We start from the raw sequence: 24,276 nt of genomic DNA on the forward strand, positions 1-24,276 counted from the left end.
AATAGTGCTTTGTGTTTTATTATTGGGAGAATTTTATTTTTCTTCGATTGAAGAAGCAAAGTATTGGTTCATTTCAACAGCAGGTTTCTGAGTGTGGGAATGCCCAATAATACGAGCGGGTACGCCAGCAGCTGTGGTATATTCAGGTACAGCTTGTAAAACGACTGAATTTGCCCCAATTTTTGAGTAACGCCCGATTTCTATGTTCCCTAATATTTTTGCACCAGCCCCAATCATTACACCTTGACGAATTTTCGGGTGGCGATCGCCGTGTTCTTTGCCTGTTCCACCTAAAGTTACTCCTTGTAATATTGAGACTTCATCTTCAATTACTGATGTTTCACCAACAACAATACCTGTGGCGTGATCTAACATAATACTGCAACCAATTTGGGCTGCGGGGTGAATATCGACATCAAAGGCGACTGAAATTTCATTTTGTAAGTAAATAGCAAGAGCTTGGCGACCTTGTTGCCATAAATGATGGGTAACACGGTAGCTTTGTAAGGCATGAAAGCCTTTGAGATAAAGGAGTGGTGTACTCCATTTATCAATAGCTGGATCTCTTGTTATCACGGCATCTATATCACAAGCTGCACTGTGAATCATTAGGGGATCAGCTTGGTGAGCCTCTTCAATAATTTCTTTTAGGGCAATAGCAGGCATAATTTCATTTGCGAGTTTATTGGCTAAAATATAACTTAGTGCATCACCCAAATGAGCGTGTTTAAGAATGGTGGCGTGAAAAAAACTGGCAAGTATAGGCTCACTCTGAGCGAGTTGTGCCGTTTCGAGCCGAATTTTTTGCCATATTTGATCAGTTTTCTGTGTCATTGATACTATTATATTACCTTGTTTATACGTTATTGTGGTTATTTTAGGCGCTGCAAACTTTCTGTAGATCTTACCGCTTGTTATTCACTTTTTCGTTCTCTACCTAGCAAAGTTGCCACAACATCTTTGACTTTTTTCCCACAAAAAAGTATTTGGTAGATTTGTTCTACAATAGGCATTTCAACTTGCTGTTTATGAGCAAGTAAAAATGCTTCTTTGGTGTTATGAAAACCTTCGACTACTTGTCCGATTTCCGCTAGCGCATCTTCAGGAGATTTGCCTTGCCCAAGCATTAGGCCAAAACGGCGGTTGCGAGATTGGTTGTCGGTGCAGGTGAGAACAAGATCGCCAAGCCCAGCCATTCCCATAAAGGTTGTTGGATTTGCTCCAAGAGATATGCCCAAACGGCTAATTTCAGCAAGCCCTCGAGTAATAAGCGCAGTGCGAGCGTTTGCTCCAAAGCCCATTCCATCTGAAATACCTGCACCAATTGCGATTACATTTTTAATTGCTCCGCCTAATTGAACGCCGATCATATCTTGGTTTAGATAGACTCGAAAACTTTTAGTACAATGAATTCGTTGTTGCATTTGATCTGCAAAATGTAGATCTGTGGAAGCTAAAGTAATAGCCGTTGGTAAGCCAATCGCTAATTCTTTGGCAAAAGTAGGCCCTGAAAGTACAGCAAGCGGGTAGTTATCACCTAAAATTTGTCGTGCAACATCTTGTAATAGTTGCCCTGTATTACGTTCAAGCCCTTTTGTTGCCCACATAATACGGTGATCTGGGCGTAATAGCGGTTTGATTTCCCATAAAATGTCACTAAAAACGTGGCTTGGTACGACAATTAAAATATCGTTTACATTTGCAAGTGTCTGGGTTAAATCATTTTCAATTTCAAGGGCGTTAGGAAACAGAATGTCAGGTAGAAATTCATTATTTTGACGCTGTTCGGCAAGTTTTGCCATTTTCTCTGGATTATGCCCCCAAAGATAGGTTTTATCACCTTTGCGAGCAAGGGCAATAGCAAGAGCAGTGCCGTAAGAGCCAGCGCCAAGAACAGCTATTGGGGCGGTGTAAGTTGTTTGCATAATGCGATTATAAAGATGAAAAATAGGTATGAACATCATACCTATTTTTAAATATAATCCAATTAGTTTGGACGTGTTTCTGTTTCTTGAGCCGCTTCAGTTTCTTGTTGGCGTTCTAAATAATCAACGAAGAGCGCATCAAAATTGACAGGAGAAAGATTTAATGCAGGGAATGTGCCACGATTGACTAAACTTGCAATTAACTCACGCGCGTATGGGTAAAGCACTTCTGGACATTTTGATGCGAGACAATGTGCTAATTGAATTCCATCAATGCCTGTAATAGTAAATACCCCAGCTTGTTTTACTTCACAGATAAAAGCAACGTCATTGCTATCTTCTAATGTTGTTTGAACATTAATATGCAGGGTAACTTCATATGTATCTTCACTGACTTGAACTGTTTCGGTATCTAATTCAAAGCCAAGCTGTGGTTTCCATTCTTGGTGGAAAATAGTTGGCAGGTTTGGTGCTTCAAATGAAACATCTTTGATGTAGATACGCTGAATTTGCATTTCAAAAGGTATTTGAGCCTCTTCTGTCGTTGCTACTTGATTTTCTTCAGTCATAATGAATCCTTATTATTTGTGTTTTTTAACTAGTGGGAGATTTGCTGCACGCCAGCCAGCAATCCCTTCTTTTAAAGCGTGAGCATCAAAACCTTGTTTTGCAAGGGTATTTGCTAGTGCTTGTGCAGATAATCCATTACTATCAATAATAATTACTGGGCGAGTTTTATATTTTTCAATAGCATTAAGTTTGTTACTTTTAATATCACTAGGTAACAAATGTTGACTGTCGATGATGTGCCCAGCTTTGAATTCATCATCTGTTCGCACATCAATAACGATAGCATCTTGCTTATTAATAAGTAGAGTTGCTTCTGTATTGGTAACAATCTTGATTTTGTTGGTTGCACTCTTATAGAAGTTAAAGAGAACAGCAATAAAAAGCGCTATCCACGCAACAACCATAATAGTATGATTTGCCGCAAATTGTTGGAGTTGTTGGGTAAGAGTAAGTTGTTCCATAATATTCTTCTAAGGACTAGGCAATGTAAGTAAGCTTAAGGCTTCACCTTTTTGTGGAAAAGGTGGGGAAACCCCACCTTAAATCTTAAAGATATTATGCCTGTTGCGCTGCCATAATTTCATCAAAAGAGGCTGCTTTTTCAGTTACTTTTGCTTTAGCAAGAACGGCATCTACTGCTTGTTCTTCTAATACTACATTACGAATGTTATCTGTTAATTGACGATTTTTTGCGTAGTATTCAATCACTTCTGCTGGTTGTTCGTAAGCAGAAGCTAATTCAGCGATCATTGTTTTTACACGATCTTCATCAACTTTTAATTCATTTGCAGTGATGACTGCTGAAAGTAATAAACCTACTTGTACACGGCGTTTTGCATCTTCAGTGAATAATTCTGCTGGAAGCTGTGCTGCCATTTCAGGTTTACCGCCAAAACGCTGTACTGCTTGTTGGCGTAATACTTCGATTTCTTCATTTACTGCAGAGGCTGGCACATCAATGTTATTTTCTGCTAATAAGCCGTTAATTACTTGAGTTTTTACACGGGCAGTAATGGCATTTTTCAGCTCACGTTGCATATTTTTCTTAATTTCTGTACGAAGATCATCAACAGATTTACCTGCACCAAATTTTTTCACAAATTCTTCGGTTAATTCAGGTAATTCCATATTTTCAACTTTTTTCAAAGTGATTGCGAATTTTGCTGCTTTGCCTTTTAAATTTTCTGCGTGGTATTCTTCTGGGAAAGTAACGTCGATGTCAAACTGTTCACCTGCTTTGTGTCCCACAATTCCTTCTTCAAAACCTGGAATCATACGACCTTGTCCCATAAATAAAACGAAGTCTGACGCTTTACCACCTTCAAATTCTTCGCCATCAACAGAACCAACGAAGTCAATAGTCACACGGTCTTCAGCTGTTGTTGCGTTTTGAGATTCAGTCCAAGTTGCTTGTTGTTTGCGTAATACATCAACCATCTTATCTAAATCAGCATCTTTGATTTCAACAACTGGTTTTTCAACAGTAATATTTTCTAAACCTTTTAATTCTACTTCAGGGAAAACATCAAAGGTTGCAGTGAAAGAGAAATCTTTACCTAATTCATAATTATTAGGGGTAAAACTTGGTCGACCCGCTAAGTTTAATTTTTCCTTGATAACAACATCAAAGAATGCACGTTGCATTTCATCAGATAACGCATCTTGGCGTGCTGCTAAACCGTAGCGTTGTTCAATGATTGAGTGTGGCACTTTGCCTTTACGGAAGCCATCAACACGAGCGTTTTTTGCGTAGCCTTTTAGTTGTTCACGGTATGCTGCTTCAACCACATCAGCAGCGACAGTAATAGTTGCACGGCGTTCTAAGCCTTGAGTTGTTTCAATAGAGAATGACATTCTTAAACCTCAATTAAGTAGGGTATATAAATACAGATAAAAAAATAGACGCAAATTTTAACTTGCTTGTAAAGAAATGTCGAGAAATAACATATCTAAATGTAAAATGAATAATTTATTGCTAATAAAAATCAGACCACTAATTTAAGTGGTCTGATCAAGTAAAATTTATCAATTATAAACTTTTTGGAATACGAATTTTTTGACCTGGGAAGATTTTGTCCGCATCTTTAATAACTTCTTTATTTGCTTCAACAATAGCAGTGTATTTAGCACCGTTACCGTAGGCTTTTTCTGCGATTTTCCAAAGAGTATCGCCTTTTTCGATGATATAAAATTCTTCGTCGCTTGCAATTTGTTCACCGTTTGCCACTTGAATGCCATCAATATTAACGCTGGTAATTCCTTCAATATTACCTGCCATTAAGACTGCTTTTTCTAATGCAGCAGCATCTTTTGCTGTACCAGTAATGGTTGCAACACCGTTTTCAACAGTAACTTGCAAATTTTCAATGCCTGGATTATCTTCAGTTAAATGGTCTGCAACCGCTTTTGATGCATCTTCTGCTTTATGGAATAATTTTTTGCCAATGTTTGAAACAAAATCAAATAAACCCATTGTAAAGTCCTCTCTATAAAATAGTACGCTAAATATACGATTGAAATGTTCAATCAGTTATTAGATTACGGTAATTCTGATAAGTTCCAAAGAGAAAATTACAATTTATTTTATAAAAAATAGGCAAGCGGTTGAATTTGCAAAAAATTTGTAAATCTTACCGCTTGTATTTTTATTTTCCATTTATACATTATTCCGTTAAAATCACAGCAATTAAGCGTTTAATTTATTGAATTTAAGGTCGAGTGTGAAACAGGTTCAATTTTACCTTCTTAGCCAAAATGATGAGCAAGATAGCGAGCTATCCTCTATGGAACAGCAGGCTTGTGATCTTGCGGCACAAGCGTGGCGGGCAGGAAAGCGAGTGATCATTGCTTGTGAAACAGAACAGCAAGCCCTTAATATTGATGATGCGTTATGGGCGAGAAATGCAGATGATTTTGTGCCTCATAATCTATCGGGCGAAGCCACAACGTATGCAACGCCGATTGAGATTAGCTGGAAAGGGAAGCGTAACACTCAACGGCGTGATCTCTTGATTTCTCTACAAACGACCATACCTGATTACATTAACAGTTTTAATCAAATTATTGATTTTGTACCTGTTGATGAAAAACAAAAAGTACAAGCTCGAGAACGTTATAAGCAATATCGTCAGCTAGGTTGGCAACTTTCGACGGTTAACGTTTAAATTTAATTACTTATAAAGTAAAGGATATAAAATGAAAATTGAAATTTGGTCCGATATTATTTGCCCTTTTTGTTATATTGGTAAACGCAAACTAGAAATGGCATTAGCACAAACGGGGATAGATGCAGATATTGAGTGGCATAGTTTTGAATTAAACCCCGATGCGCCACAATCCTATGGTGTGCCATTACCTGAAATGCTCAATAAAATGTATGGTTTCAGCCCAGAACGGGCATTGTCTGTTTTAGAGTATGAACAACAAACGGCAGAAAGCGTTGGGCTGGATTTTCAATGGAAAATAGCTAAACCGGGAAATACCTTTAATGCTCATCGTTTAATACATTTAGGTAAAAGTTTAGGTATTGGCGACCAAGTAAAAGAACGTTTTTTAAAGGCGTATTTTACTGAAGGGCAAGAAATTGGTAATGCCGAAGTGTTGCGTAAGCTAGCGATTGAAGTAGGCTTGGCAGAGGCCTTAGTTGATGCTGTGTTATCTACCAATCAATTTGCTGATGCAGTGAGAGCTGATGAAAAAGAGGCATCAATTATTGGCATTCGTGGCGTACCTTATTTCTTAATCAATGATGAAATCTCAATCGCAGGTGCACAAGAAATCTCAGAATTTGTGCGAGTATTAACGGAACAAGCTCAAAAAACACAAGTAAAAACGACAGCTACAGCTAAAGGTATGCAGTGTGAAGGTGGTGAGTGTAAGTTATCTGATTAACCGTTTTTTATTTAGTAGGATATAAATAATACAGAGAAAAAAGCTCAAGCAAGATAACGTTATAAACAGTTGGGTTGGAAACTTAGGACGGAGTTCAACCTATATAATTACTATATTTTTATAACTATTTGATAACTTAATTATTTTAAGAAATTGAGGTTCTTACACATTTAAAATTCATTAAAGGGAGATGAAGATGGACTTAATTATTGGCTTATTTGCTGTAATTCTTGTCGGCTATTACATTATTAAAGGATATTCCGCAACAGGCGTATTAATGACAGTGGGTCTATTATTACTTTTAGCGAGTGTGCTATTAGATAAAACAGTTTTACCCAATTCTGTTAAATCAACAGGCAGTTTATACCTAGATATTTTTGAATACGTTAAATATTTGTTGATGAATCGAGGTGGAAACCTCGGTATGTTGATTATGGTATTGTGTGGTTTTGCTGCGTATATGACGCATTTAGGTGCTAATGATATGGTGGTGAAATTAGTATCAAAACCATTAAATTATATTAAATCACCTTATATCTTGATGGTAGTGGCGTATTTCTTAGCTTGTTTAATGTCATTAGCGGTGTCATCAGCAACAGGGTTGGGTGTCTTATTGATGGCAACATTATTCCCAATCATGGTTAATGTGGGTATTTCAAGAGGAGCTGCTGCGGCTATTTGTGCTTCACCAGCGGCCATTATACTTTCACCCACATCAGGTGATGTTGTCTTGGCAGCAGAAGTGTCAAAAATGCCATTATTAGAATTTGCGTTTAACCTCACGTTGCCGATTTCCATTGGGGCTATTCTTTCGATTGGTGTGGCACACTTTTTCTGGCAACGTTATTTAGACCGAAAAGAAGGCTATAAAGCAGAAACTTTACATGTCGAAGAAATAAAAACATCGGTACCCCGTTTCTATGCGATTTTACCTTTTACGCCGATTATTGGTGTATTAGTTTTTGATGGTAAGTTTGCACCAGAACTACATATTGTGACAATCATTGTGATCTGTTTATTACTGGTAGCGTCGATTGATTTTGTCAGAACATTGAGTGCAAAAAAAGTGTATGAAAACTTAAATGTAGCTTATCAGGGCATGGCAGATGCTTTTTCGAGTGTGGTGATGTTGTTGGTTGCTGCAGGAGTTTTTGCGCAAGGACTCAGTACTGTAGGCTTTATTCATTCATTAATTGATTCGATACAATCTTTTAGTAGCGGTGGTTTTGTGATGATGATTGCTTTAGCGATTATTACAGCATTAGCGGCTATCACAACAGGATCGGGTAATGCACCATTTTATGCGTTTGTGGAACTAATTCCAAAATTAGCGTCACAAATGGGGATTAACCCAGCTTACCTAACTATACCTATGTTACAAGCATCAAATATTGGACGTAGTTTATCACCTGTTTCTGGTGTTGTCGTTGCGGTATCGGGTATGGCAAAAATTTCACCATTTGAAGTTGTTAAACGTATTTCTGTCCCGATGATTGTTGGTTTAATTGTTGTGATCGCCGCAACGCAAATTTTTGTTGCAGCTTAATGAATAACAAGCTGTCAGATTTGGACAATTTTTTGTAGATGTTAAAAGAATGTGGCAGGTTGTGAGACAGTGCTTATTTTTGAGAGTGAACGATTTATAACTAAGTCACTACAATCTATATTAGATAAAATGGAAACCACTGCGGCACAAATTATGTAGTGAGAAGATGGGGAGTATAAGTTGTCGAATTCATAGTTTTTATTAAATAATTCAATTTTTTAATGAAGGAAAGTGAAATGGAAAAATTAAGGATTTAGAAATTTCTTATGTAACTCATGTAAATAATCTTAATGTAGCTGCTTCATATAAGGAAAGACTAATAAACAATTTCAAAAATTTGGATGTTTAGAATAAATTAAAAGAGTTATCTATACGTGATTATTTTGATAGATATTCTACATTAACTGGAAATGTTTTTTCATCTGAGCTAGTGAATGATGGTTATAGATTACCTTCTAATAAAGATGCAACCCTTAGAGATTATTTTAGTAATGTACATAAATATTTAATGGAAGTTATTGATGAGTGCTATCTGAAAGTACAGATGAATGAATATAGTTCTGAAGAAAAAAATGAGCTTAATACTATAATACAAGGGAAAGAGGAGGATAATGTTAAGTCTACAGAATTATCTCAAAAGTCGATCTCATTTGTTAAAAGGAACTTATCAGTTGCTAAAGAAGCGTTATGTAAGGCAGATTATAAATGTGAAGTAGATGACTCTCACAAGTTATTTTTAAGAAAAGGTGATAAAGGTATTAATTATACAGAAGCTCATCATTTAATTCCATTATATAAATACAAAGATGTTAAATCTAGTCTGGATATTGTAGCTAACATTATTTCGTTATGTAGCCATTGTCACAATTTACTTCATTATGGAAGATATGAGGATAAGCTTGAAATCTTAGAGAAATTATATAAAGAAAGAAAAAACGCTTTAGAAGAATCTAATATTACGATTACGTTTGATAAACTGATTACATTTTATGATTAGAACATTATTGTGACTAACAAATTATTCTTAGAGAGAAATATAATAATGACCAAAACCTTTGAAATGGCAGATCGTTTTAATGCGTCTGCGGTAGAACAAGTCCTGTATCAACACTGGGAAGAGAGCGGTTATTTTAAACCGTCTGAAGATACGTCAAAACCGAGCTACTGTATTGCGATTCCACCACCGAATGTAACGGGTAGTTTGCATATGGGGCACGCATTCCAACAGACGTTAATGGATACCTTAATCCGTTTTAATCGTATGGAAGGCAACAATACCTTGTGGCAGTCTGGTACTGACCACGCTGGGATTGCAACCCAAATGGTGGTAGAGCGTAAAATTGCTGCGGAAGAGGGCAAAACTCGCCACGACTATGGACGTGAAACTTTTATCGACAAAATCTGGGAGTGGAAAGCCCATTCAGGCGGTACAATTAGCCAGCAAATGCGTCGTTTAGGGGACTCGGTTGATTGGGATCGTGAACGTTTTACGATGGACGAAGGGCTTTCAAATGCGGTGAAAGAAGTATTTGTGCGTTTACACGAGCAAGGTTTAATCTATCGTGGAAAGCGTTTAGTAAACTGGGATCCAAAATTACACACTGCAATTTCAGATCTTGAAGTCGAAAATAAAGAGAGCAAAGGCTCGTTATGGCATTTCCGTTATCCGCTAGCCAATGGTGCAAAAACCGCAGACGGTAAAGATTATTTAGTGGTCGCAACAACCCGTCCTGAAACGATGTTAGGTGATACGGCAGTAGCGGTTCACCCTGAAGATGAGCGTTATCAAGGCTTGATCGGAAAAAGCGTGATTCTACCGCTTGCAGATCGTGAAATTCCAATTATTGCTGATGATTATGTCGATCGTGAATTTGGAACAGGAGTTGTAAAAATTACTCCAGCTCACGATTTCAATGACTATGAAGTAGGTAAACGCCATCAGTTACCGATGGTGAATGTATTAACCCTAAATGCAGATATTCGTGATGAAGCAGAAATTATCGGCACTGATGGCAAAATTTGTGAGAATTATACCGCTGTAATTCCTGAGAAATATCAAGGTATGGAACGTTTTGCTGCACGCAAGCAGATTGTGGCTGATTTTGATACCTTAGGATTATTAGATGAAATCAAACCCCACGATTTAAAAGTGCCTTATGGCGATCGTGGTGGTGTGCCGATTGAACCAATGCTTACGGACCAATGGTATGTGAGTGTGAAACCGCTTGCAGATGTTGCGATTAAAGCGGTGGAAGACGGTGAAATTCAATTTGTGCCAAAGCAATATGAAAATCTCTATTTTTCGTGGATGCGAGATATTCAAGATTGGTGTATTTCTCGCCAATTATGGTGGGGACACCGTATTCCTGCGTGGTATGACGAGGCGGGTAATATTTATGTCGCTCGCAGTGAAGAAGAAGCACGTCAAAAACATAATTTACCTGCGGATTTAGTATTAAAACAAGATGAAGACGTACTTGATACGTGGTTCTCATCGGGGTTATGGACATTTTCAACGCTTGGCTGGCCAGAGCAAACGCCAGATCTCAAAATGTTCCACCCAACGGACGTTTTGATTACAGGCTTTGATATTATTTTCTTCTGGGTTGCTCGTATGATTATGTTTACGATGCACTTTATCAAAGATGAAAATGGCAAGCCACAAGTACCGTTTAAAACAGTGTATGTAACGGGCTTAATTCGTGATGAAAATGGGCAGAAAATGTCTAAATCTAAGGGGAATGTGATTGACCCATTAGATATGATTGATGGTATTAGCCTTGAAGATCTACTTGAAAAACGTACGGGCAATATGATGCAACCGCAGTTAGCGGAAAAAATTGCGAAAGCAACGGTAAAAGCATTCCCAGAAGGTATTTCAGCACACGGTACTGATGCGTTACGTTTTACGCTTTCAGCGTTGGCAACCAATGGACGTGATATTAACTGGGATATGAAACGCCTTGAAGGCTATCGTAATTTCTGTAATAAATTATGGAATGCAAGCCGTTTTGTTCTGACTAATGATAAATTAGATCTTTCAGACGGGGACGTTGAATATACGTTAGCCGATCGGTGGATCCAGTCTGAATTTAACCGTACCGTAGAGGCATTCCGTATTGCGTTGGCTCAATATCGTTTTGATCTTTGTGCGACTGCTTTATATGAGTTTACTTGGAACCAATTCTGCGACTGGTATTTAGAGCTTACTAAGCCAATTTTTGCAAGCGGTACAGATGTGCAAAAACGAGGCGCAAGCCGTACTCTAATTAATGTATTGGAGAAACTGTTACGTTTATGCCACCCAGTTATGCCGTTTATTACGGAAGAAATCTGGCAGAAAGTGAAAGGCTTTGCAGGCGTAGAAGGCGATACCATTATGTTGCAACCTTTCCCACAAGTGGATAATAATTTGCAAGATAGCCAAGCAGAAACAGAAATGGGTTGGTTAAAAGAGATTATTGTTACTGTGCGTAATATTCGTGCGGAAAATAATATTCCACCAAGTAAATCACTAGATCTATTATTGCGTAATGTGAGCGATAAAGATCGCAAAATTTTCGTTGAAAATGACCGCTTGTTGAAAGCGATTGCGAAGCTAGACAGCATTAAAGTATTGGCAGATGGCGAAAATGCACCGCTTTCAGTTGCAAAATTAGTGAATGGTGCAGAAGTACTTGTGCCAATGGCAGGTTTTATCAATAAAGAGGCTGAATTGGCTCGTTTAACCAAGGAAATGGAAAAATATCAAGGCGAAATTCAGCGAATTGAAAACAAGCTATCTAACGAAGCTTTTGTGGCAAAAGCACCACCAGCAGTTATTGAGAAAGAGCGTGAAAAAATGGCAGAGTATCAAGATGGATTGGTTAAAATCCAACAGCAGTACAAAGCAGTTGAAGCGTTATAATTACTAGCTTGAAGCTTAATTAAACAAGCGGTAAGTTAAATCAATAACTTACCGCTTGTTGTTTTATAAATATTTATTTTACGATCAGGCTATGACGTAGTGGTATTTTTAGGATCGTTATTGCCTAAGAATTTACCAATTAAGGCTTTGCCTAAATCGGATTGGTTTAGCCCTTCAAGGGTAGCCGCTAATTTTGTTCCGCCTGTTGAGCTAAATAATTCACCGACTCGTTCAATCCCCTTATCGACTTTAGCTTCATTGATGATAAATTTCATCTCTGAGTTTGCTAAGGCTTTGGCTTGTTCCATTCCAACGGCTTGATTTGCCTCAATTTGGCGGATACTCACAAGATATTGTTGATAGCCAACATTACTGCCGATCTCTTTAGCAAGTTCAATTTGCCCAGAAACCAATGAAATTTCAAGTTTCTGTTTTGCCTCTGCTTCGGCAGAACCGATTTTAGCAATCCCTTGTGCTTCTTTATCTTTAGTTTCAAGTAAGGCCTCAGCTTCTAAAAAGGCTTTCTGTTTTTCCCCTTCAGCAACCAAAATTTGGTGCTGTCTTTCTGCTTCTGAATCAATAATTAAGGTATTGCGATTAGCCTCAGCTTTAATTTCTTGTGTCCGTTTATTTTGATCAGCTTTAACAATTTCTACTTCTTTGGCAATTTCAGCTTGTTTGACTTCTGCCACCCGTTTAACGTCCATTTCACGTTCTTTTGTCAGCTTTTCTTGCTCTTTGACTTGTTGTTGGGCTTGTTCGTTGGAAATTGCTACTTCACGTTGATTTTCAACGGTTTTTAAACCGACTTCTTTTTCTGCTTCTTGTTTTTTTACGTCAGCTTCTTTTTTCGCTTCAATTTCAGCAATTTGTGCTTCTTTTTGGTTACGGGCGACTTCCACACGGCTCTCTTTTTCAATAAAAGATTTTTTGATTTCCATAATATTGAAAATAACTTTTGAGCTACCGCTATCTCGAATATCCATTAGTTCGATATTTTTAACAGGTTCAATTCCCCAGCTTTTCAATTGTTCTTTAACTGCAAGGGTAAAATCATCGCCGAGTTCTGAACGGACTTGTAAAATATCGTTTAAATTTCGGCTAGAAAGAATGGATCTTACTGAGCCTTGAATAATATCAACGAGCTGTATATTCATATCGTGAAAATCAGAAACCCGTTGAGCGGCTAGATTGGAATCAGAAACCCTAAAGAAAGCAGTAATATCAACAACAAAAGGTAAGCGTTCTAAGTCATAGGCTTCATAGTTATCAATTTTGATTGAGAACACAGAAACAGGTAAAACAATGGTATTTACCCCAATGATAGGGAGCCAAGCAGGAAAAGCATAATAAACATTGCCATTGCCAGTGTCTTTTCCATAAGAAGTCGTTTTACCACCTGATTGTACGATGTGAACCTCGTTCGTTTTTACGACTCGGCGAAAAAGTAGAGCAATAACGAGAGCAGCGATAAATATCACGATAAGTAGAGCAATACCAATAGCATAGTAAAGATCCATTTGGTTCTCCTTTTGTTTATTGTGGGTATGAATATCCCTACTTTACCCGAAACAAGCGGTAAAATTCCAGTGATTTTTTGCTTATAATTTCGGCTTTGTTATAATCGTTTAAATTTATAGGGCAGATTAAAAAATTATGGGCTTATTTGAATCGATTTTAATTATTTTAGTGCTGATTATTGCCAGTGCAGTGATTTCATCAGCTGAAATTTCCTTAGCTGGGGCAAGAAAGCTCAAGTTACAAAATTTAGTAAACGAGGGTAATCTTAAAGCTAAGAAGGTATTGCAATTACAGGAACAACCCGGGCAGTTTATTACGGTGGTACAAATCGGGCTTAATATGGTGGCAATTTTAGGTGGTATGATCGGTGAAGGTTCAATTACCCCTTATGTTTATCGGTTTTTAGCTCAATATAGCCAAGCAGAATGGTTGCCAAGTGCAGCATCGTGGCTCTCTTTTGCCTTAGTAACTACTTCATTTGTTTTACTGGCAGATTTAATGCCAAAGCGAATGGCGATGGCAAATCCTGAAAACGTGGCATTAAAAATGGTCGGTATTATGACCGTTATTATTTTGCTGTTTAAACCGCTTGTTGTGTTGTTTGATAGCTTCGCCAATTTGTTATTTCGAATGTTACGTGTTTCTACTATACGTCAAGATAATATGACGTCTGAAGATATTATCGCAATGGTTGATGCTGGTGCAGAAGCGGGTGTGTTGAAAACGCAAGAGCATTATTTGATTGAAAATATCCTCGATATGCAACAGCGAACAGTAACTTCAACAATGACAACTCGTGAAAATATTGTTTATTTAGATAAATCATTCACACGCCAGCAAGTATTAGAAACCTTAAAACAAAATTCTCATTCAAAATTGTTGATCTCAAATGGCAGTATTGATAAAACGATTGGTTATGTAGAATCTCATACTTTACTTACCCTGTTTTTACAGGAAGAAAAAGTCTCTTTAACTGATAAACGTATTTTACGTAAGGCGTTATATATCCCAGATACTCTTTCATTGTATGAAGTTTTGGAACTGTTTAAATCTTCGGGAGAAGATTTTGCGGTGATTATCAATGAATATGCATTGGTAGTTGGTATTGTTACCTTAAATGATGTAATGAGTATCGTTATGGGAGAGCTTGTTTCTAATGAGGAAGAACAGATTATTCGCCGAGATCAAGATTCGTGGTTAATTGATGGTTCAACGCCCCTAGAAGATGTAATGCGAGCGTTAGATATTACTGAATTTCCAAATCAAGAAAATTACGAAACCATTGGTGGTTTTATGATGTATATGTTGCGAAAAATTCCGAAAAAAACGGATTTTGTGCTATACGGTGATTATAAGTTTGAGATTATTGACACAGAAAATTTCAAAATTGATCAGCTAATGGTTTCATTGCGTAACGATATAAAGACGGAAGGTTAAATGATAGTTACTCTTTACCATAACCCAAAATGCAGTAAATCACGGGAAACATTAGAAATTATTCAAGCATTAGGCATTGAGCCGATTATTGTTGAATATCTTAAAACCCCATTATCAGCAGAGCAGATTGCAGTGTTGATTTGTGAAAGTGGTATTTCAGTGCAACAAGCATTACGCACTGATGTTGAAGTCTATACTCAGCAGGTAGCAGGTAAAACACTTAGTGATGAAGAATTAATTCAGTTAATGGCAGAAAATCCAAGTTTGTTAAATCGACCTTTTGCAAGTAGCTCACAAGGCACTCGTTTTTGCCGTCCACCCGAATTAGTGAAAGAAATTTTGTAAAAAATAGTCGTATCTTACCGCTTGTATTGCAAGCTAAGGCAATTTAATGAAGAAAATGTTACTGTTAAATGGGCCTAATCTAAATATGTTAGGTAAGCGTGAGCCGCATATTTACGGGAAGGCAACTCTTGAGAATATTGAACAGCATTTACAGCGTCTTGCTAGTGAGCGTGGAGTTGAATTAGAGTGTTTTCAAACGAATAGTGAACATTTACTGATTGAAAGAATTCATCAGGCGTTTCAAGTCGTTGATTTTATTATTATCAACCCAGCGGCATTTACCCACACGAGCGTTGCATTGCGAGATGCATTATTGGCTGTTGCAATTCCTTTTGTAGAAGTTCATTTATCAAATGTGCATAGCAGGGAACCGTTTCGTCATCACTCTTATTTGAGTGATATTGCTCAAGGGGTGATTTGTGGTTTAGGAGTAAAAAGCTATGAATATGGCTTAGATTACGCTCTAAATTTTTTTAAATACCAAGTAATAGATAATTTCTAACTGATACGATCAGTGTAAAAAAACCTTTATTTTCGCCAATTTTGTAAGATTTTCATCGCAAATTAGCGAAAATTCAGGTAATCTACGCCCAATTTTATGCCCATATTTTCTTTATGGGACAATTTATTTTTAACTTTAGACACAGAAACGGATCGAATTATGGATATTCGCAAAATTAAAAAACTGATTGAACTTGTAGAAGAGTCTGGTATTACTGAATTAGAAGTATCGGAAGAAGAGGGAACAGTACGAATTAGCCGTGCTGCTCCCGTTGCTACTCCTGCACAATATGTCGTTGCACCACAACAAGTAGCGACAACTGCTCCTACAATGAATACAACGCCTGTTGCAAACCCACCAGTATCAGCGCCGACACCTACGGCAGTAGAAGAAGCGACAGGCTATCCAGTGCTTTCTCCAATGGTCGGTACATTCTACCGTAGCCCAAGCCCAGAAGCTCAGCCTTTCGTTGAAGTAGGTAAAAGTGTGAAAGTTGGTGATACGCTTTGTATCGTAGAAGCAATGAAAATGATGAATCGCATTGAAGCAGATAAAGCAGGTGTAATCAAAGCAATTTTAGTCAATGACGGTGAAGCCGTTGAATTTGATCAAAAGCTTTTCATTATTGAATAAATTTAGCGTTACAAGCGGTTAGATTTCTCCATTTTTTGCAAAAAAAATTGTAGATCTTACCGCTTGCATAATTAAGGATAGACACTAATGTTAGAAAAAGTTGTCATTGCCAATCGTGGCGAAATTGCACTTCGCATTTTACGAGCTTGTAAAGAGCTTGGAATTAAAACCGTAGCAGTTCACTCTACTGCCGATCGTGAATTAAAACACGTTCTTCTTTCCGATGAAACTATCTGTATTGGTCCTGCTGCTTCAACGAAAAGCTATTTAAATATTCCAGCAATTATTGCAGCAGCGGAAGTAACGGGGGCAGATGCTATTCACCCAGGCTATGGTTTTTTATCTGAAAATGCAGATTTTGCTGAACAGGTAGAAAAATCTGGTTTTACTTTTATCGGCCCAACTGCTGATGTTATTCGTTTAATGGGCGATAAAGTATCAGCAATCAATGCAATGAAAAAAGCAGGCGTGCCTTGTGTACCAGGTTCAGACGGACCTGTTGGCAATGATGTAGAAAAAAATAAAACAATTGCAAAAAAAATTGGTTATCCAGTGATTATTAAAGCCTCTGGCGGAGGCGGTGGGCGTGGTATGCGAGTTGTCCATCACGAAAAAGACTTGGAAGAATCTATTGCGATGACCAAAGCGGAAGCTAAAGCAGCATTTAATAATGATATGGTTTATATGGAAAAATACCTTGAAAATCCACGCCATATTGAAATTCAAGTGCTTGCGGACACTCACGGCAATGCAATTTATTTAGCAGAACGTGATTGCTCAATGCAACGTCGTCACCAAAAAGTGGTTGAAGAAGCGCCTGCACCAGGTATTACAGAGGCAGTGCGTAAATCAATTGGTGAGCGTTGTGCGAATGCGTGTATCGAAATTGGCTATCGTGGTGCAGGTACTTTTGAGTTCTTATACGAAAATGGTGAATTTTATTTCATTGAGATGAATACCCGTATTCAAGTAGAACACCCTGTAACTGAAATGGTAACTGGGGTTGATTTAGTCAAAGAGCAGCTACGCATTGCCGCAGGCTTACCATTGTCTATTAAGCAAGATGAGATTAAAGTTCGTGGACACGCTATTGAATGTCGTATCAATGCAGAAGATTCAAAAACATTCTTACCTTCACCAGGAAAAATTACACGTTTGCACGTTCCTGGTGGTTTAGGTGTGCGTTGGGATTCACATATCTACTCAGGCTATGCAGTCCCGCCTCATTATGATTCAATGATTGCAAAACTGATTACCTATGGGGAAACTCGTGAAATTGCTATTTGTCGTATGGAAAATGCGTTAAGAGAGATGATTATTGAGGGCATTAAGACAAATATCCCTCTTCATCAGCAAATTTTAGAAGATGAACATTTCAGAGATGGTGGCACAAATATCCATTACTTAGAGCAGAAATTAGGGCTGAAGTAATTTTAGGAGAAATAAAAAACCGCATTATCATGATGATATGCGGTTTTTTTATAATTATTCTTCGATTGAGCGTAATAATTCGTTGATACCAACTTTACCACGAGTTTTCTCATCAACTTTTTTCACGATAACTGCACAGTAAAGATTATATTTACCATCTTTTGATGGTAGGCTACCTGATACTACAACAGAGCCTGCAGGCACTCGTCCATAATGAATTTCGCCTGTTTCACGGTCGTAAATTTTGGTTGATTGACCGATAAATACACCCATTGAAATTACACAGCCTTCTTCTACAATTACGCCTTCTACAATTTCAGAACGAGCCCCAATAAAACAGTTATCACCAATAATTGTCGGATTTGCTTGTAGTGGCTCTAATACACCACCAATACCAACTCCACCAGAAAGATGTACGTTTTTACCGATTTGAGCACAAGAGCCAACGGTTGCCCAAGTGTCCACCATTGTGCCTTCACCAACGTAAGCACCGATATTCACATAAGATGGCATTAATACTACATTTTTGCCAATGTATGCGCCTTTACGCACAGTCGCAGAAGGTACAACACGGAAGCCTTCTTGTTGAAAGCGAGCTTCGTCATAATCTGCAAATTTAAGGGGAACTTTATCGAAATATTTGGTTTCTGCCCCATCAATTATTTGATTGTCATTGATACGGAATGAAAGTAATACCGCTTTTTTTAACCATTGATGGGTTACCCATTCACCGTTAATTTGTTCAGCAACACGGTATTTACCACTATCTAGCCCTGCTAGCACATCTTCTACGGCAGATTTTGTCGCAGAGTCCACATTATTTGGGGTAATTTCAGCACGGCGCTCAAAAGCAGATTCAATAATTGCTTGTAATGTCATTAAGATTTCTCCTGTATCATCAATAAGAAAGTAAAATTTTTTGCATTGTAACAAATTGAGATGAAATGCGTAGTGCCTAATGATTGAAAAGGATAAGTTTCTACCTATGATAATAATCAGAAAGAGAACAAGCGGTTAGTTTCTCGTAATTTTTTGCAAAGCCCGATTTTCCCTTTGACTATTTTGCTAGCAATCTGTAATATTCACACCCTATGCAAAAAGTAAAACTACCGCTTACAATTGACCCTTATAAAGACGCCCAGCGTCGAATGGATTATACAGGTTACATTCCAAGTAACTTAATGAACCGTTTGGGTGAGTTAGTAGGCAAAGTGCTAAGCGATGCACAAGTTACTTTATCGTTGCTTGTAGATCCGCAAAAACTTACGGTGATTAAAGGCACTGCACAAGTTGAAGTAGAACTAGAATGCCAGCGTTGTAGTAACCCATATTCGCAAATGCTGAACTGTGAATTTATTTTCAGTCCAGTAAAAAATTTGGAGCAAGCAGACTTTCTCCCTGAAAGTTATGAACCAATTGAACTCAATGAGTTTGGTGAAATAAATTTGGGTGAGATGGTTGAAGATGAATTTATTCTTTCTCTGCCATTAGTTCCAATGCATGACTCTGAACACTGTGAAGTGTCCGTGGCAGAACAGGTATTTGGTGAATTGCCAGAAGAATTGGCAACAAAGCCTAACCCGTTTGCCGTATTAGCTAATTTAAAGAAAAACTAGATCTAGGAGTATAGCCAATGGCTGTTCAACAAAATAAGAAATCTCGTTCACGTCGTGATATGCGTCGTTCACACGATGCATTAACTACTGCGGCAGTATCTGTGGATAAAGTAACAGGTGAAACTCATTTACGTCACCACGTTACTGCAGACGGTTACTACCGTGGTCGTAAAGTGATCAATAAATAATTCAAATTATCTCTCGAGATATAATTTGACTAATCTTACCTTTGGGTGGGGTATAGTAAGCGGGGACATTAGTCCCCGTATTATTTTCTATTATGCAAATAATAGTAACAATCTTATCGCTTATCCTCATTGTAGTTACCCACTGTATTTCAGCATATTTTTAATCTGCATTTTAGAGAATAATAGTTTACTTTGGTTGCTTACTGGCTGAAAAACTAGGATATCTAGAATATCTAGTGTAATTTATAAAGTCATTAAATAGAGGCAGTTTTCGCAATGAGTAGGCTTTTGCGTTATAATACGAGCCGATTAAAATTTTTGAGAATAAGAATAAAATATGTATAGCAAAATTTTAGCGACAGGCAGTTATCTTCCTACACAAGTTCGCACGAATGCTGATTTAGAAAAAATGGTTGAGACTTCTGATGAATGGATCGTAACTCGTTCTGGTATTAAGGAACGTCGCATTGCACAAGAAAATGAAACCGTTGCCACAATGGGCTTTGAGGCGGCAAAGCAGTGTTTATCACAAGTTGCGCTTGACCCTCAAGAAATTGATTTAATTGTCGTGGGAACAACGACTCATTCACACGCTTACCCAAGTGCAGCTTGTCAAATTCAAGGTTTATTAGGGATTAACGATGCGATTGCATTTGATGTTGCAGCCGCCTGTACAGGATTTGTTTACGCATTGAGTGTGGCAGATCAATTTATAAAAACAGGAAAAGCAAAAAAAGCATTAGTGATTGGTTCAGATCTCAATTCCCGTAAATTAGATGAGACAGATCGTAGTACCGTTGTGTTATTTGGCGATGGTGCTGGTGCTGTGATTTTAGAAGCAAGTAATGAAAGTGGAATTATTTCTACGCATTTACATTCTTCTGCGGATAAAACTAATGGGCTATCATTAAGTAATGAATTGCGTGGAGTAGAAACTTCAGGGTATATTCAAATGCAAGGCAATTCAACGTTTAAATTGGCTGTAAGAGAGTTAGCGAGTGTAGTTGAAGAAACACTCGCTGAAAATCATTTAGATAAAAGTAAAATTGATTGGCTTGTACCACATCAAGCCAATTTACGTATTATTACAGCAACAGCAGAAAAATTAGAGATGGATTTATCCCAAGTGGTTATTACGTTAGATCGCTACGGCAATAACAGTGCAGCAACAATTCCTGTCGCACTTGATGAAGCCGTGCGTGATGGGCGTATTCAACGTGGTCAGCTACTTTTACTTGAAGCCTTTGGCGGTGGCTGGACTTGGGGATCTGCATTGGTAAGGTTCTAGTATGTCGCAACAAATAACTTTTGCAGATAAAAAACGAAAAACCGTTGAACGAGCGGAATTTACTGAAGATGGCCGTTATTTACGTAAAGTGCGTAGCTTTGTGTTACGCACTGGGCGTTTAAGCGATTATCAACGGGATATGATGAACGATAATTGGGCGAGCTTTGGGCTGGATTATCAAAATACGCCTTTTGATTTCGCTGCTATTTTTGGTAATGATAACCCTGTCGTGTTAGAAATTGGCTTTGGTATGGGAAAATCATTAGTAGAAATGGCAGAGCAAAATCCTAGCTTAAATTATATTGGGATTGAGGTACATACGCCAGGTGTGGGGGCTTGTATTGCCTATGCGGTAGAAAAAGGGGTAAAAAATTTACGTGTGATTTGTCATGATGCGACAGAAATTTTGAGAGACAGTATTGCCGATAATTCTCTTGGCGGATTACAGCTTTATTTTCCTGATCCGTGGCAAAAAGCAAAACACCATAAACGTCGTATTGTACAGCCAACTTTTATTGAGCAAGTATTAGTAAAACTTACTCAAGGTAGCTTTATTCATATGGCAACCGATTGGGAAAATTATTCAGAGCATATGCTCGATGTATTGAGACAATTTCCTCAATTAACGAATCAATCACCTACTAATGATTTTATTCCTCGCCCAGATTTTCGTCCAATGACAAAATTTGAGGCACGGGGACAAAAACTTGGTCATGGTGTTTGGGATCTTTATTTTATTAAACAGTAAAAAATGAGGTAAACATGAAAATTAAAATGTTATTTTCAGCATTAGCATTTATGGCAGGTTCAGCCGTTGCAAGTAATAACTTACAGCCTGAAATGATTGAGAGTAAATATGACTTTCAACAGACCGTTTCTGTATTAACGGATACGTTTAAAAGTAAAGGTATGACAATTTTTGCACAAATTGATCATCAAAAAGCAGCGAAAGAAGATGGCTTAGAGATGCAACCAGCAACAGTGATTATTTATGGTTCTCCAAAAGCTGGCACGCCATTAATGGTAAAAGATCCTACCCTAGCATTACAATTGCCTCTTAAAGTATTGATAACACAAACGGATAAAAATCGTGTAGATGTGTTATTGAATACGGCAGAACAAGTTGTTAGCCATTCAAAAACAGCTTATTCAGAGGTAGAAAATAATTTAGGTAAAGCAGAAAAATTAATTAAAGCAACTATTTCAAAATAGTCTTTAATTCATTCATACGATAGGAGTATAAAATGGCACAGCCAAATCGTAATCGCAGACAACGCAAAAAAATGCACTTAGCCGAGTTCCAAGAGCTTGGTTTTTTAGTTAAATTCCAATTTGCTGATGGTACAGGTATTGATCAAATTGATACTATTGTTGATCGTTTTATTGAAGAAGTTATTCGTCCTAACGGTTTAGCTTATGAAGGAAGTGGTTATTTACATTGGGAAGGGTTAGTTTGCTTAGAAAAATTAGGTAAATGTGATGAATCTCATCGTCAATTAGTGCAAAAATGGTTAGAAGATAATGGATTAACTGAAATTGATGTAAGCAAATTATTTGATATTTGGTGGGATCTACCTATTTACGCTGAATAATTTTAGGTAAGTAGATATAATAAATAAGCGGTGAGTTTAGGTGTAAATTTGTAAAATATTTCACCGCTTGTTTGATTTAATAGCGTTTCATTGAGAGAGATTTATGGAAATCTTAGCACCAATTATTTCAATCGTTGTTGGTTTTTTTAATTTTGTGTTGGTAATGAGAGCGTGGTTACAATTTTGTAAGGTTGATCCTTATATTCCTGTTTCTCAAACACTAATGCGTTTGACAAATCCGATTGTAAACCCCGTGAGTAAATTTATTCCAACTATAAAAGGCATAAATTTTTCTGCGTTATTGATTGCAGCGTTAATTGTTGGCGTACAATTTATTCTTTTTGGCGTTAATGTACCTAGTGCAGTATTGATAGGGCTACTTAGCCTATTAAAAACATTTGGACAAATTCTCTTTTTTAGCACGCTTATTCGTGCATTGATGAGCTGGGTGACGCAAGGAAATCACCCTTTAGATTATGTTGTAGCACAAATTACTGAGCCTGTTTTGGGTATTATTCGTAAAGTATTGCCTCGTACAGGAATGCTTGATTTTTCTGTAATGGTACTTGGCTTTGCTTTATTATTCTTAAATAGTATGATGTATCGTATTTTTGGACAACTTTGGGCGGTTGCATAGTGCAAGCGGTCGAATTATGTGAAAATCCGCACGGTATTCGTTTGCGGATTTTTTTACAGCCCAAAGCGAGCCGAGATCAGATCGTTGGTTTACACGATAATGAATTAAAAATTGCGGTAACAGCTCCGCCTATTGAGGGGCAGGCAAATGCACATTTACTAAAATATTTAAGTAAACTATTTAAAGTGCCTAAGAGTAGTATTGTATTGGAAAAAGGCGAATTACAACGGCATAAACAGATATTTGTACCAAGTCCTAAGCAAGTGCCAGTAGAAATTCAACAGTTACTTAACTCCTTTGAGGTCAAATAATTTTTGTTGGTAGAGTAATTGATCAAGTTAGAAAGATAATAAAGATCGGAGAATAGCTAGCGAATTTTTGAGAAAACTGATAACGTTAAGCTATTTAAAAATCATTCCTATTGAGTAATAAAAATGTTATCCGCTATTCTTACTATTTTAGCCTATTGTGTGGCATTACTATGGATTGTGCCGACCATTGCCTATTTAGATTTCAATCAAAAGCCCAATGTTAAAGCGGTATTATGCTGTGGGGTTTTTGCAGTTATCTGCCATTTAATCAATGTTTCTCACTATTTCTTTGTCAATGAAGGGCAAAATTTAACCATTGTAAATATTGGCTCACTGCTTAGTGTGTGCATAAGTGCTGTGGCAACGATTGCTCTTATTCGCTGGCGGAGTATTTGGTTCCCTCTGTCTATTATTTATTTATTGGGAATTATTACGGTGGTATTATCTACCTTCTTGGAAGGTAGTTTAATCAAACAACTGTCTGAAAATACAGGGTTAATGTGGCATTTAGCGACAGCAATTTTTTCCTATGGATTGTTTTTTATTGCGTTATTGTATGCCATTCAACTCCGCTGGCTAAATGGCCGTTTGAAATCCAAGCGAGTTCCCTTTTCACCGATTCTTCCGCCGTTGATGACAGTTGAACGACATTTCTTAACTTTAACGTTAGTCGCTCAATTATTTTTAACCATTACACTCATTACGGGAAGTGTTTATCTGCATAATTTTTTTGCACCTGAACAAATTCATAAAGCTATTTTTTCGTTTATGGCGTGGATCGTCTATGGTTTTTTATTACTAGGTTTGTGGCAGTTCCATTGGCGTGGAAATCGGGTGCTAATTTACTCAATTTCAGGTATTATGTTACTTACTGTCGCTTATTTCGGCAGTCGGCTAGGGTAAAACTAGCCTAATGTGAGCGGTAAGAAACATTTT

27 protein-coding genes are annotated in these 24,276 nt (G+C 37.5%); 19 read left to right on the forward strand and 8 right to left on the reverse strand.

Going from position 1 to position 24,276, the window contains the following annotated elements:
- Positions 1-33 precede the first annotated feature (33 nt).
- The 6 genes from cysE to lysM form a co-directional block, all read right to left on the reverse strand.
- Entirely contained in the window at positions 34-834 is an 801-nt protein-coding gene (cysE, locus tag A6B43_RS05610) for a serine O-acetyltransferase (protein WP_124211249.1), read from the reverse strand.
- Between the two features lie 80 nt (positions 835-914).
- Entirely contained in the window at positions 915-1,925 is a 1,011-nt protein-coding gene (gene gpsA / locus A6B43_RS05615) for an NAD(P)H-dependent glycerol-3-phosphate dehydrogenase (RefSeq protein ID WP_124211275.1), read from the reverse strand.
- Positions 1,926-1,987: 62 nt separating this feature from the next.
- On the reverse strand, positions 1,988-2,494 hold the full coding sequence (gene secB / locus A6B43_RS05620; protein WP_124211248.1) for a protein-export chaperone SecB: 507 nt from the start codon (positions 2,492-2,494) through the stop codon (positions 1,988-1,990).
- Between the two features lie 12 nt (positions 2,495-2,506).
- A complete protein-coding gene (locus tag A6B43_RS05625) occupies positions 2,507-2,956 on the reverse strand; it encodes a rhodanese-like domain-containing protein (RefSeq protein ID WP_124211247.1) in 450 nt (149 codons plus the stop codon).
- Positions 2,957-3,050: 94 nt separating this feature from the next.
- Complete coding sequence (tig, locus tag A6B43_RS05630) at positions 3,051-4,349, reverse strand: trigger factor (RefSeq protein ID WP_124211246.1); 1,299 nt, start codon at positions 4,347-4,349, stop codon at positions 3,051-3,053.
- A gap of 175 nt (positions 4,350-4,524) precedes the next feature.
- A complete protein-coding gene (lysM, locus tag A6B43_RS05635; protein WP_124211245.1) occupies positions 4,525-4,968 on the reverse strand; it encodes a peptidoglycan-binding protein LysM in 444 nt (147 codons plus the stop codon).
- A 247-nt stretch (positions 4,969-5,215) separates the two neighbouring features.
- On the opposite strand from lysM, the gene A6B43_RS05640 reads away from it, so the two are divergent.
- From A6B43_RS05640 to A6B43_RS05660, 5 genes are all read left to right on the forward strand, one after another.
- The gene (locus A6B43_RS05640) at positions 5,216-5,659 is read left to right on the forward strand and encodes a DNA polymerase III subunit chi (RefSeq protein ID WP_124211244.1); all 444 of its coding nucleotides are present in this window, start codon (positions 5,216-5,218) and stop codon (positions 5,657-5,659) included.
- Between the two features lie 31 nt (positions 5,660-5,690).
- Complete coding sequence (locus tag A6B43_RS05645) at positions 5,691-6,386, forward strand: DsbA family oxidoreductase (protein WP_124211243.1); 696 nt, start codon at positions 5,691-5,693, stop codon at positions 6,384-6,386.
- Positions 6,387-6,582: 196 nt separating this feature from the next.
- Positions 6,583-7,932: an anaerobic C4-dicarboxylate transporter DcuC gene (dcuC, locus tag A6B43_RS05650; protein WP_124211242.1), complete on the forward strand. Its 1,350-nt coding sequence runs from the start codon at positions 6,583-6,585 to the stop codon at positions 7,930-7,932.
- Between the two features lie 430 nt (positions 7,933-8,362).
- Positions 8,363-8,929: an HNH endonuclease gene (locus A6B43_RS05655; RefSeq protein WP_124211241.1), complete on the forward strand. Its 567-nt coding sequence runs from the start codon at positions 8,363-8,365 to the stop codon at positions 8,927-8,929.
- Between the two features lie 45 nt (positions 8,930-8,974).
- Positions 8,975-11,839: a valine--tRNA ligase gene (locus A6B43_RS05660; protein ID WP_124211240.1), complete on the forward strand. Its 2,865-nt coding sequence runs from the start codon at positions 8,975-8,977 to the stop codon at positions 11,837-11,839.
- A gap of 89 nt (positions 11,840-11,928) precedes the next feature.
- On the opposite strand, the gene A6B43_RS05665 is transcribed toward A6B43_RS05660, so the two are convergent.
- Positions 11,929-13,359, reverse strand: a complete 1,431-nt coding sequence (locus A6B43_RS05665) for an SPFH domain-containing protein (protein ID WP_124211239.1) — start codon at positions 13,357-13,359, stop codon at positions 11,929-11,931.
- 136 nt (positions 13,360-13,495) lie between these two features.
- Between A6B43_RS05665 and paeA the strand changes: the two genes are divergently transcribed.
- The 5 genes from paeA (at position 13,496) to accC (ending at position 17,708) form a co-directional block, all read left to right on the forward strand.
- Positions 13,496-14,797 (forward strand): polyamine export protein PaeA, encoded by a 1,302-nt coding sequence (paeA, locus tag A6B43_RS05670; protein ID WP_124211238.1) that lies wholly within the window; start codon positions 13,496-13,498, stop codon positions 14,795-14,797.
- Entirely contained in the window at positions 14,798-15,142 is a 345-nt protein-coding gene (arsC, locus tag A6B43_RS05675; RefSeq protein WP_124211237.1) for an arsenate reductase (glutaredoxin), read from the forward strand.
- A 46-nt stretch (positions 15,143-15,188) separates the two neighbouring features.
- Entirely contained in the window at positions 15,189-15,644 is a 456-nt protein-coding gene (aroQ, locus tag A6B43_RS05680) for a type II 3-dehydroquinate dehydratase (RefSeq protein ID WP_124211236.1), read from the forward strand.
- Positions 15,645-15,803: 159 nt separating this feature from the next.
- A complete protein-coding gene (accB, locus tag A6B43_RS05685; protein ID WP_124211235.1) occupies positions 15,804-16,277 on the forward strand; it encodes an acetyl-CoA carboxylase biotin carboxyl carrier protein in 474 nt (157 codons plus the stop codon).
- 87 nt (positions 16,278-16,364) lie between these two features.
- Positions 16,365-17,708: an acetyl-CoA carboxylase biotin carboxylase subunit gene (gene accC / locus A6B43_RS05690; RefSeq protein WP_124211234.1), complete on the forward strand. Its 1,344-nt coding sequence runs from the start codon at positions 16,365-16,367 to the stop codon at positions 17,706-17,708.
- A gap of 54 nt (positions 17,709-17,762) precedes the next feature.
- Here accC and dapD read toward each other — a convergent pair whose 3' ends face one another.
- Positions 17,763-18,587, reverse strand: a complete 825-nt coding sequence (gene dapD / locus A6B43_RS05695) for a 2,3,4,5-tetrahydropyridine-2,6-dicarboxylate N-succinyltransferase (protein WP_124211233.1) — start codon at positions 18,585-18,587, stop codon at positions 17,763-17,765.
- 212 nt (positions 18,588-18,799) lie between these two features.
- Between dapD and yceD the strand changes: the two genes are divergently transcribed.
- The 9 genes from yceD (at position 18,800) to A6B43_RS05740 (ending at position 24,243) form a co-directional block, all read left to right on the forward strand.
- Complete coding sequence (yceD, locus tag A6B43_RS05700) at positions 18,800-19,324, forward strand: 23S rRNA accumulation protein YceD (protein ID WP_124211232.1); 525 nt, start codon at positions 18,800-18,802, stop codon at positions 19,322-19,324.
- A 17-nt stretch (positions 19,325-19,341) separates the two neighbouring features.
- Positions 19,342-19,512, forward strand: a complete 171-nt coding sequence (gene rpmF / locus A6B43_RS05705; protein ID WP_121124072.1) for a 50S ribosomal protein L32 — start codon at positions 19,342-19,344, stop codon at positions 19,510-19,512.
- Between the two features lie 337 nt (positions 19,513-19,849).
- Positions 19,850-20,800 carry a beta-ketoacyl-ACP synthase III gene (locus A6B43_RS05710; protein WP_124211231.1) on the forward strand — a complete coding sequence of 317 codons (951 nt, stop codon included), beginning with the start codon at positions 19,850-19,852 and terminating at the stop codon, positions 20,798-20,800.
- Between the two features lies 1 nt (position 20,801).
- A complete protein-coding gene (trmB, locus tag A6B43_RS05715) occupies positions 20,802-21,548 on the forward strand; it encodes a tRNA (guanosine(46)-N7)-methyltransferase TrmB (RefSeq protein ID WP_124211230.1) in 747 nt (248 codons plus the stop codon).
- Between the two features lie 14 nt (positions 21,549-21,562).
- Positions 21,563-22,012 carry a DUF302 domain-containing protein gene (locus tag A6B43_RS05720; protein ID WP_124211229.1) on the forward strand — a complete coding sequence of 150 codons (450 nt, stop codon included), beginning with the start codon at positions 21,563-21,565 and terminating at the stop codon, positions 22,010-22,012.
- A gap of 32 nt (positions 22,013-22,044) precedes the next feature.
- A complete protein-coding gene (locus A6B43_RS05725; protein WP_124211228.1) occupies positions 22,045-22,392 on the forward strand; it encodes a YggL family protein in 348 nt (115 codons plus the stop codon).
- Between the two features lie 103 nt (positions 22,393-22,495).
- Positions 22,496-23,029, forward strand: a complete 534-nt coding sequence (locus A6B43_RS05730; protein WP_124211227.1) for a YggT family protein — start codon at positions 22,496-22,498, stop codon at positions 23,027-23,029.
- Positions 23,029-23,340, forward strand: a complete 312-nt coding sequence (yggU, locus tag A6B43_RS05735) for a DUF167 family protein YggU (protein ID WP_124211226.1) — start codon at positions 23,029-23,031, stop codon at positions 23,338-23,340. Before A6B43_RS05730 ends, yggU begins: the two co-directional genes overlap by 1 nt.
- Positions 23,341-23,463: 123 nt before the next feature.
- Positions 23,464-24,243 (forward strand): cytochrome C assembly family protein, encoded by a 780-nt coding sequence (locus A6B43_RS05740; protein ID WP_124211225.1) that lies wholly within the window; start codon positions 23,464-23,466, stop codon positions 24,241-24,243.
- Positions 24,244-24,276: the final 33 nt, after the last annotated feature.

Origin of the sequence: Vespertiliibacter pulmonis, assembly GCF_013377275.1 — a bacterium.
Classification (GTDB): domain Bacteria; phylum Pseudomonadota; class Gammaproteobacteria; order Enterobacterales; family Pasteurellaceae; genus Vespertiliibacter; species Vespertiliibacter pulmonis.

Bases quoted from the DNA above. Each gene is read 5' to 3' on its own strand.
- cysE (WP_124211249.1), bottom strand. From the start codon at position 834: ATGACACAGAAAACTGATCAAATATGGCAAAAAATTCGGCTCGAAACG.
- gpsA (WP_124211275.1), bottom strand. From the start codon at position 1,925: ATGCAAACAACTTACACCGCCCCAATAGCTGTTCTTGGCGCTGGCTCT.
- secB (WP_124211248.1), bottom strand. From the start codon at position 2,494: ATGACTGAAGAAAATCAAGTAGCAACGACAGAAGAGGCTCAAATACCT.
- A6B43_RS05625 (WP_124211247.1), bottom strand. From the start codon at position 2,956: ATGGAACAACTTACTCTTACCCAACAACTCCAACAATTTGCGGCAAAT.
- tig (WP_124211246.1), bottom strand. From the start codon at position 4,349: ATGTCATTCTCTATTGAAACAACTCAAGGCTTAGAACGCCGTGCAACT.
- lysM (WP_124211245.1), bottom strand. From the start codon at position 4,968: ATGGGTTTATTTGATTTTGTTTCAAACATTGGCAAAAAATTATTCCAT.
- A6B43_RS05645 (WP_124211243.1), top strand. From the start codon at position 5,691: ATGAAAATTGAAATTTGGTCCGATATTATTTGCCCTTTTTGTTATATT.
- dcuC (WP_124211242.1), top strand. From the start codon at position 6,583: ATGGACTTAATTATTGGCTTATTTGCTGTAATTCTTGTCGGCTATTAC.
- A6B43_RS05660 (WP_124211240.1), top strand. From the start codon at position 8,975: ATGACCAAAACCTTTGAAATGGCAGATCGTTTTAATGCGTCTGCGGTA.
- A6B43_RS05665 (WP_124211239.1), bottom strand. From the start codon at position 13,359: ATGGATCTTTACTATGCTATTGGTATTGCTCTACTTATCGTGATATTT.
- paeA (WP_124211238.1), top strand. From the start codon at position 13,496: ATGGGCTTATTTGAATCGATTTTAATTATTTTAGTGCTGATTATTGCC.
- arsC (WP_124211237.1), top strand. From the start codon at position 14,798: ATGATAGTTACTCTTTACCATAACCCAAAATGCAGTAAATCACGGGAA.
- aroQ (WP_124211236.1), top strand. From the start codon at position 15,189: ATGAAGAAAATGTTACTGTTAAATGGGCCTAATCTAAATATGTTAGGT.
- accB (WP_124211235.1), top strand. From the start codon at position 15,804: ATGGATATTCGCAAAATTAAAAAACTGATTGAACTTGTAGAAGAGTCT.
- accC (WP_124211234.1), top strand. From the start codon at position 16,365: ATGTTAGAAAAAGTTGTCATTGCCAATCGTGGCGAAATTGCACTTCGC.
- dapD (WP_124211233.1), bottom strand. From the start codon at position 18,587: ATGACATTACAAGCAATTATTGAATCTGCTTTTGAGCGCCGTGCTGAA.
- yceD (WP_124211232.1), top strand. From the start codon at position 18,800: ATGCAAAAAGTAAAACTACCGCTTACAATTGACCCTTATAAAGACGCC.
- rpmF (WP_121124072.1), top strand. From the start codon at position 19,342: ATGGCTGTTCAACAAAATAAGAAATCTCGTTCACGTCGTGATATGCGT.
- A6B43_RS05710 (WP_124211231.1), top strand. From the start codon at position 19,850: ATGTATAGCAAAATTTTAGCGACAGGCAGTTATCTTCCTACACAAGTT.
- trmB (WP_124211230.1), top strand. From the start codon at position 20,802: ATGTCGCAACAAATAACTTTTGCAGATAAAAAACGAAAAACCGTTGAA.
- A6B43_RS05720 (WP_124211229.1), top strand. From the start codon at position 21,563: ATGAAAATTAAAATGTTATTTTCAGCATTAGCATTTATGGCAGGTTCA.
- A6B43_RS05725 (WP_124211228.1), top strand. From the start codon at position 22,045: ATGGCACAGCCAAATCGTAATCGCAGACAACGCAAAAAAATGCACTTA.
- A6B43_RS05730 (WP_124211227.1), top strand. From the start codon at position 22,496: ATGGAAATCTTAGCACCAATTATTTCAATCGTTGTTGGTTTTTTTAAT.
- A6B43_RS05740 (WP_124211225.1), top strand. From the start codon at position 23,464: ATGTTATCCGCTATTCTTACTATTTTAGCCTATTGTGTGGCATTACTA.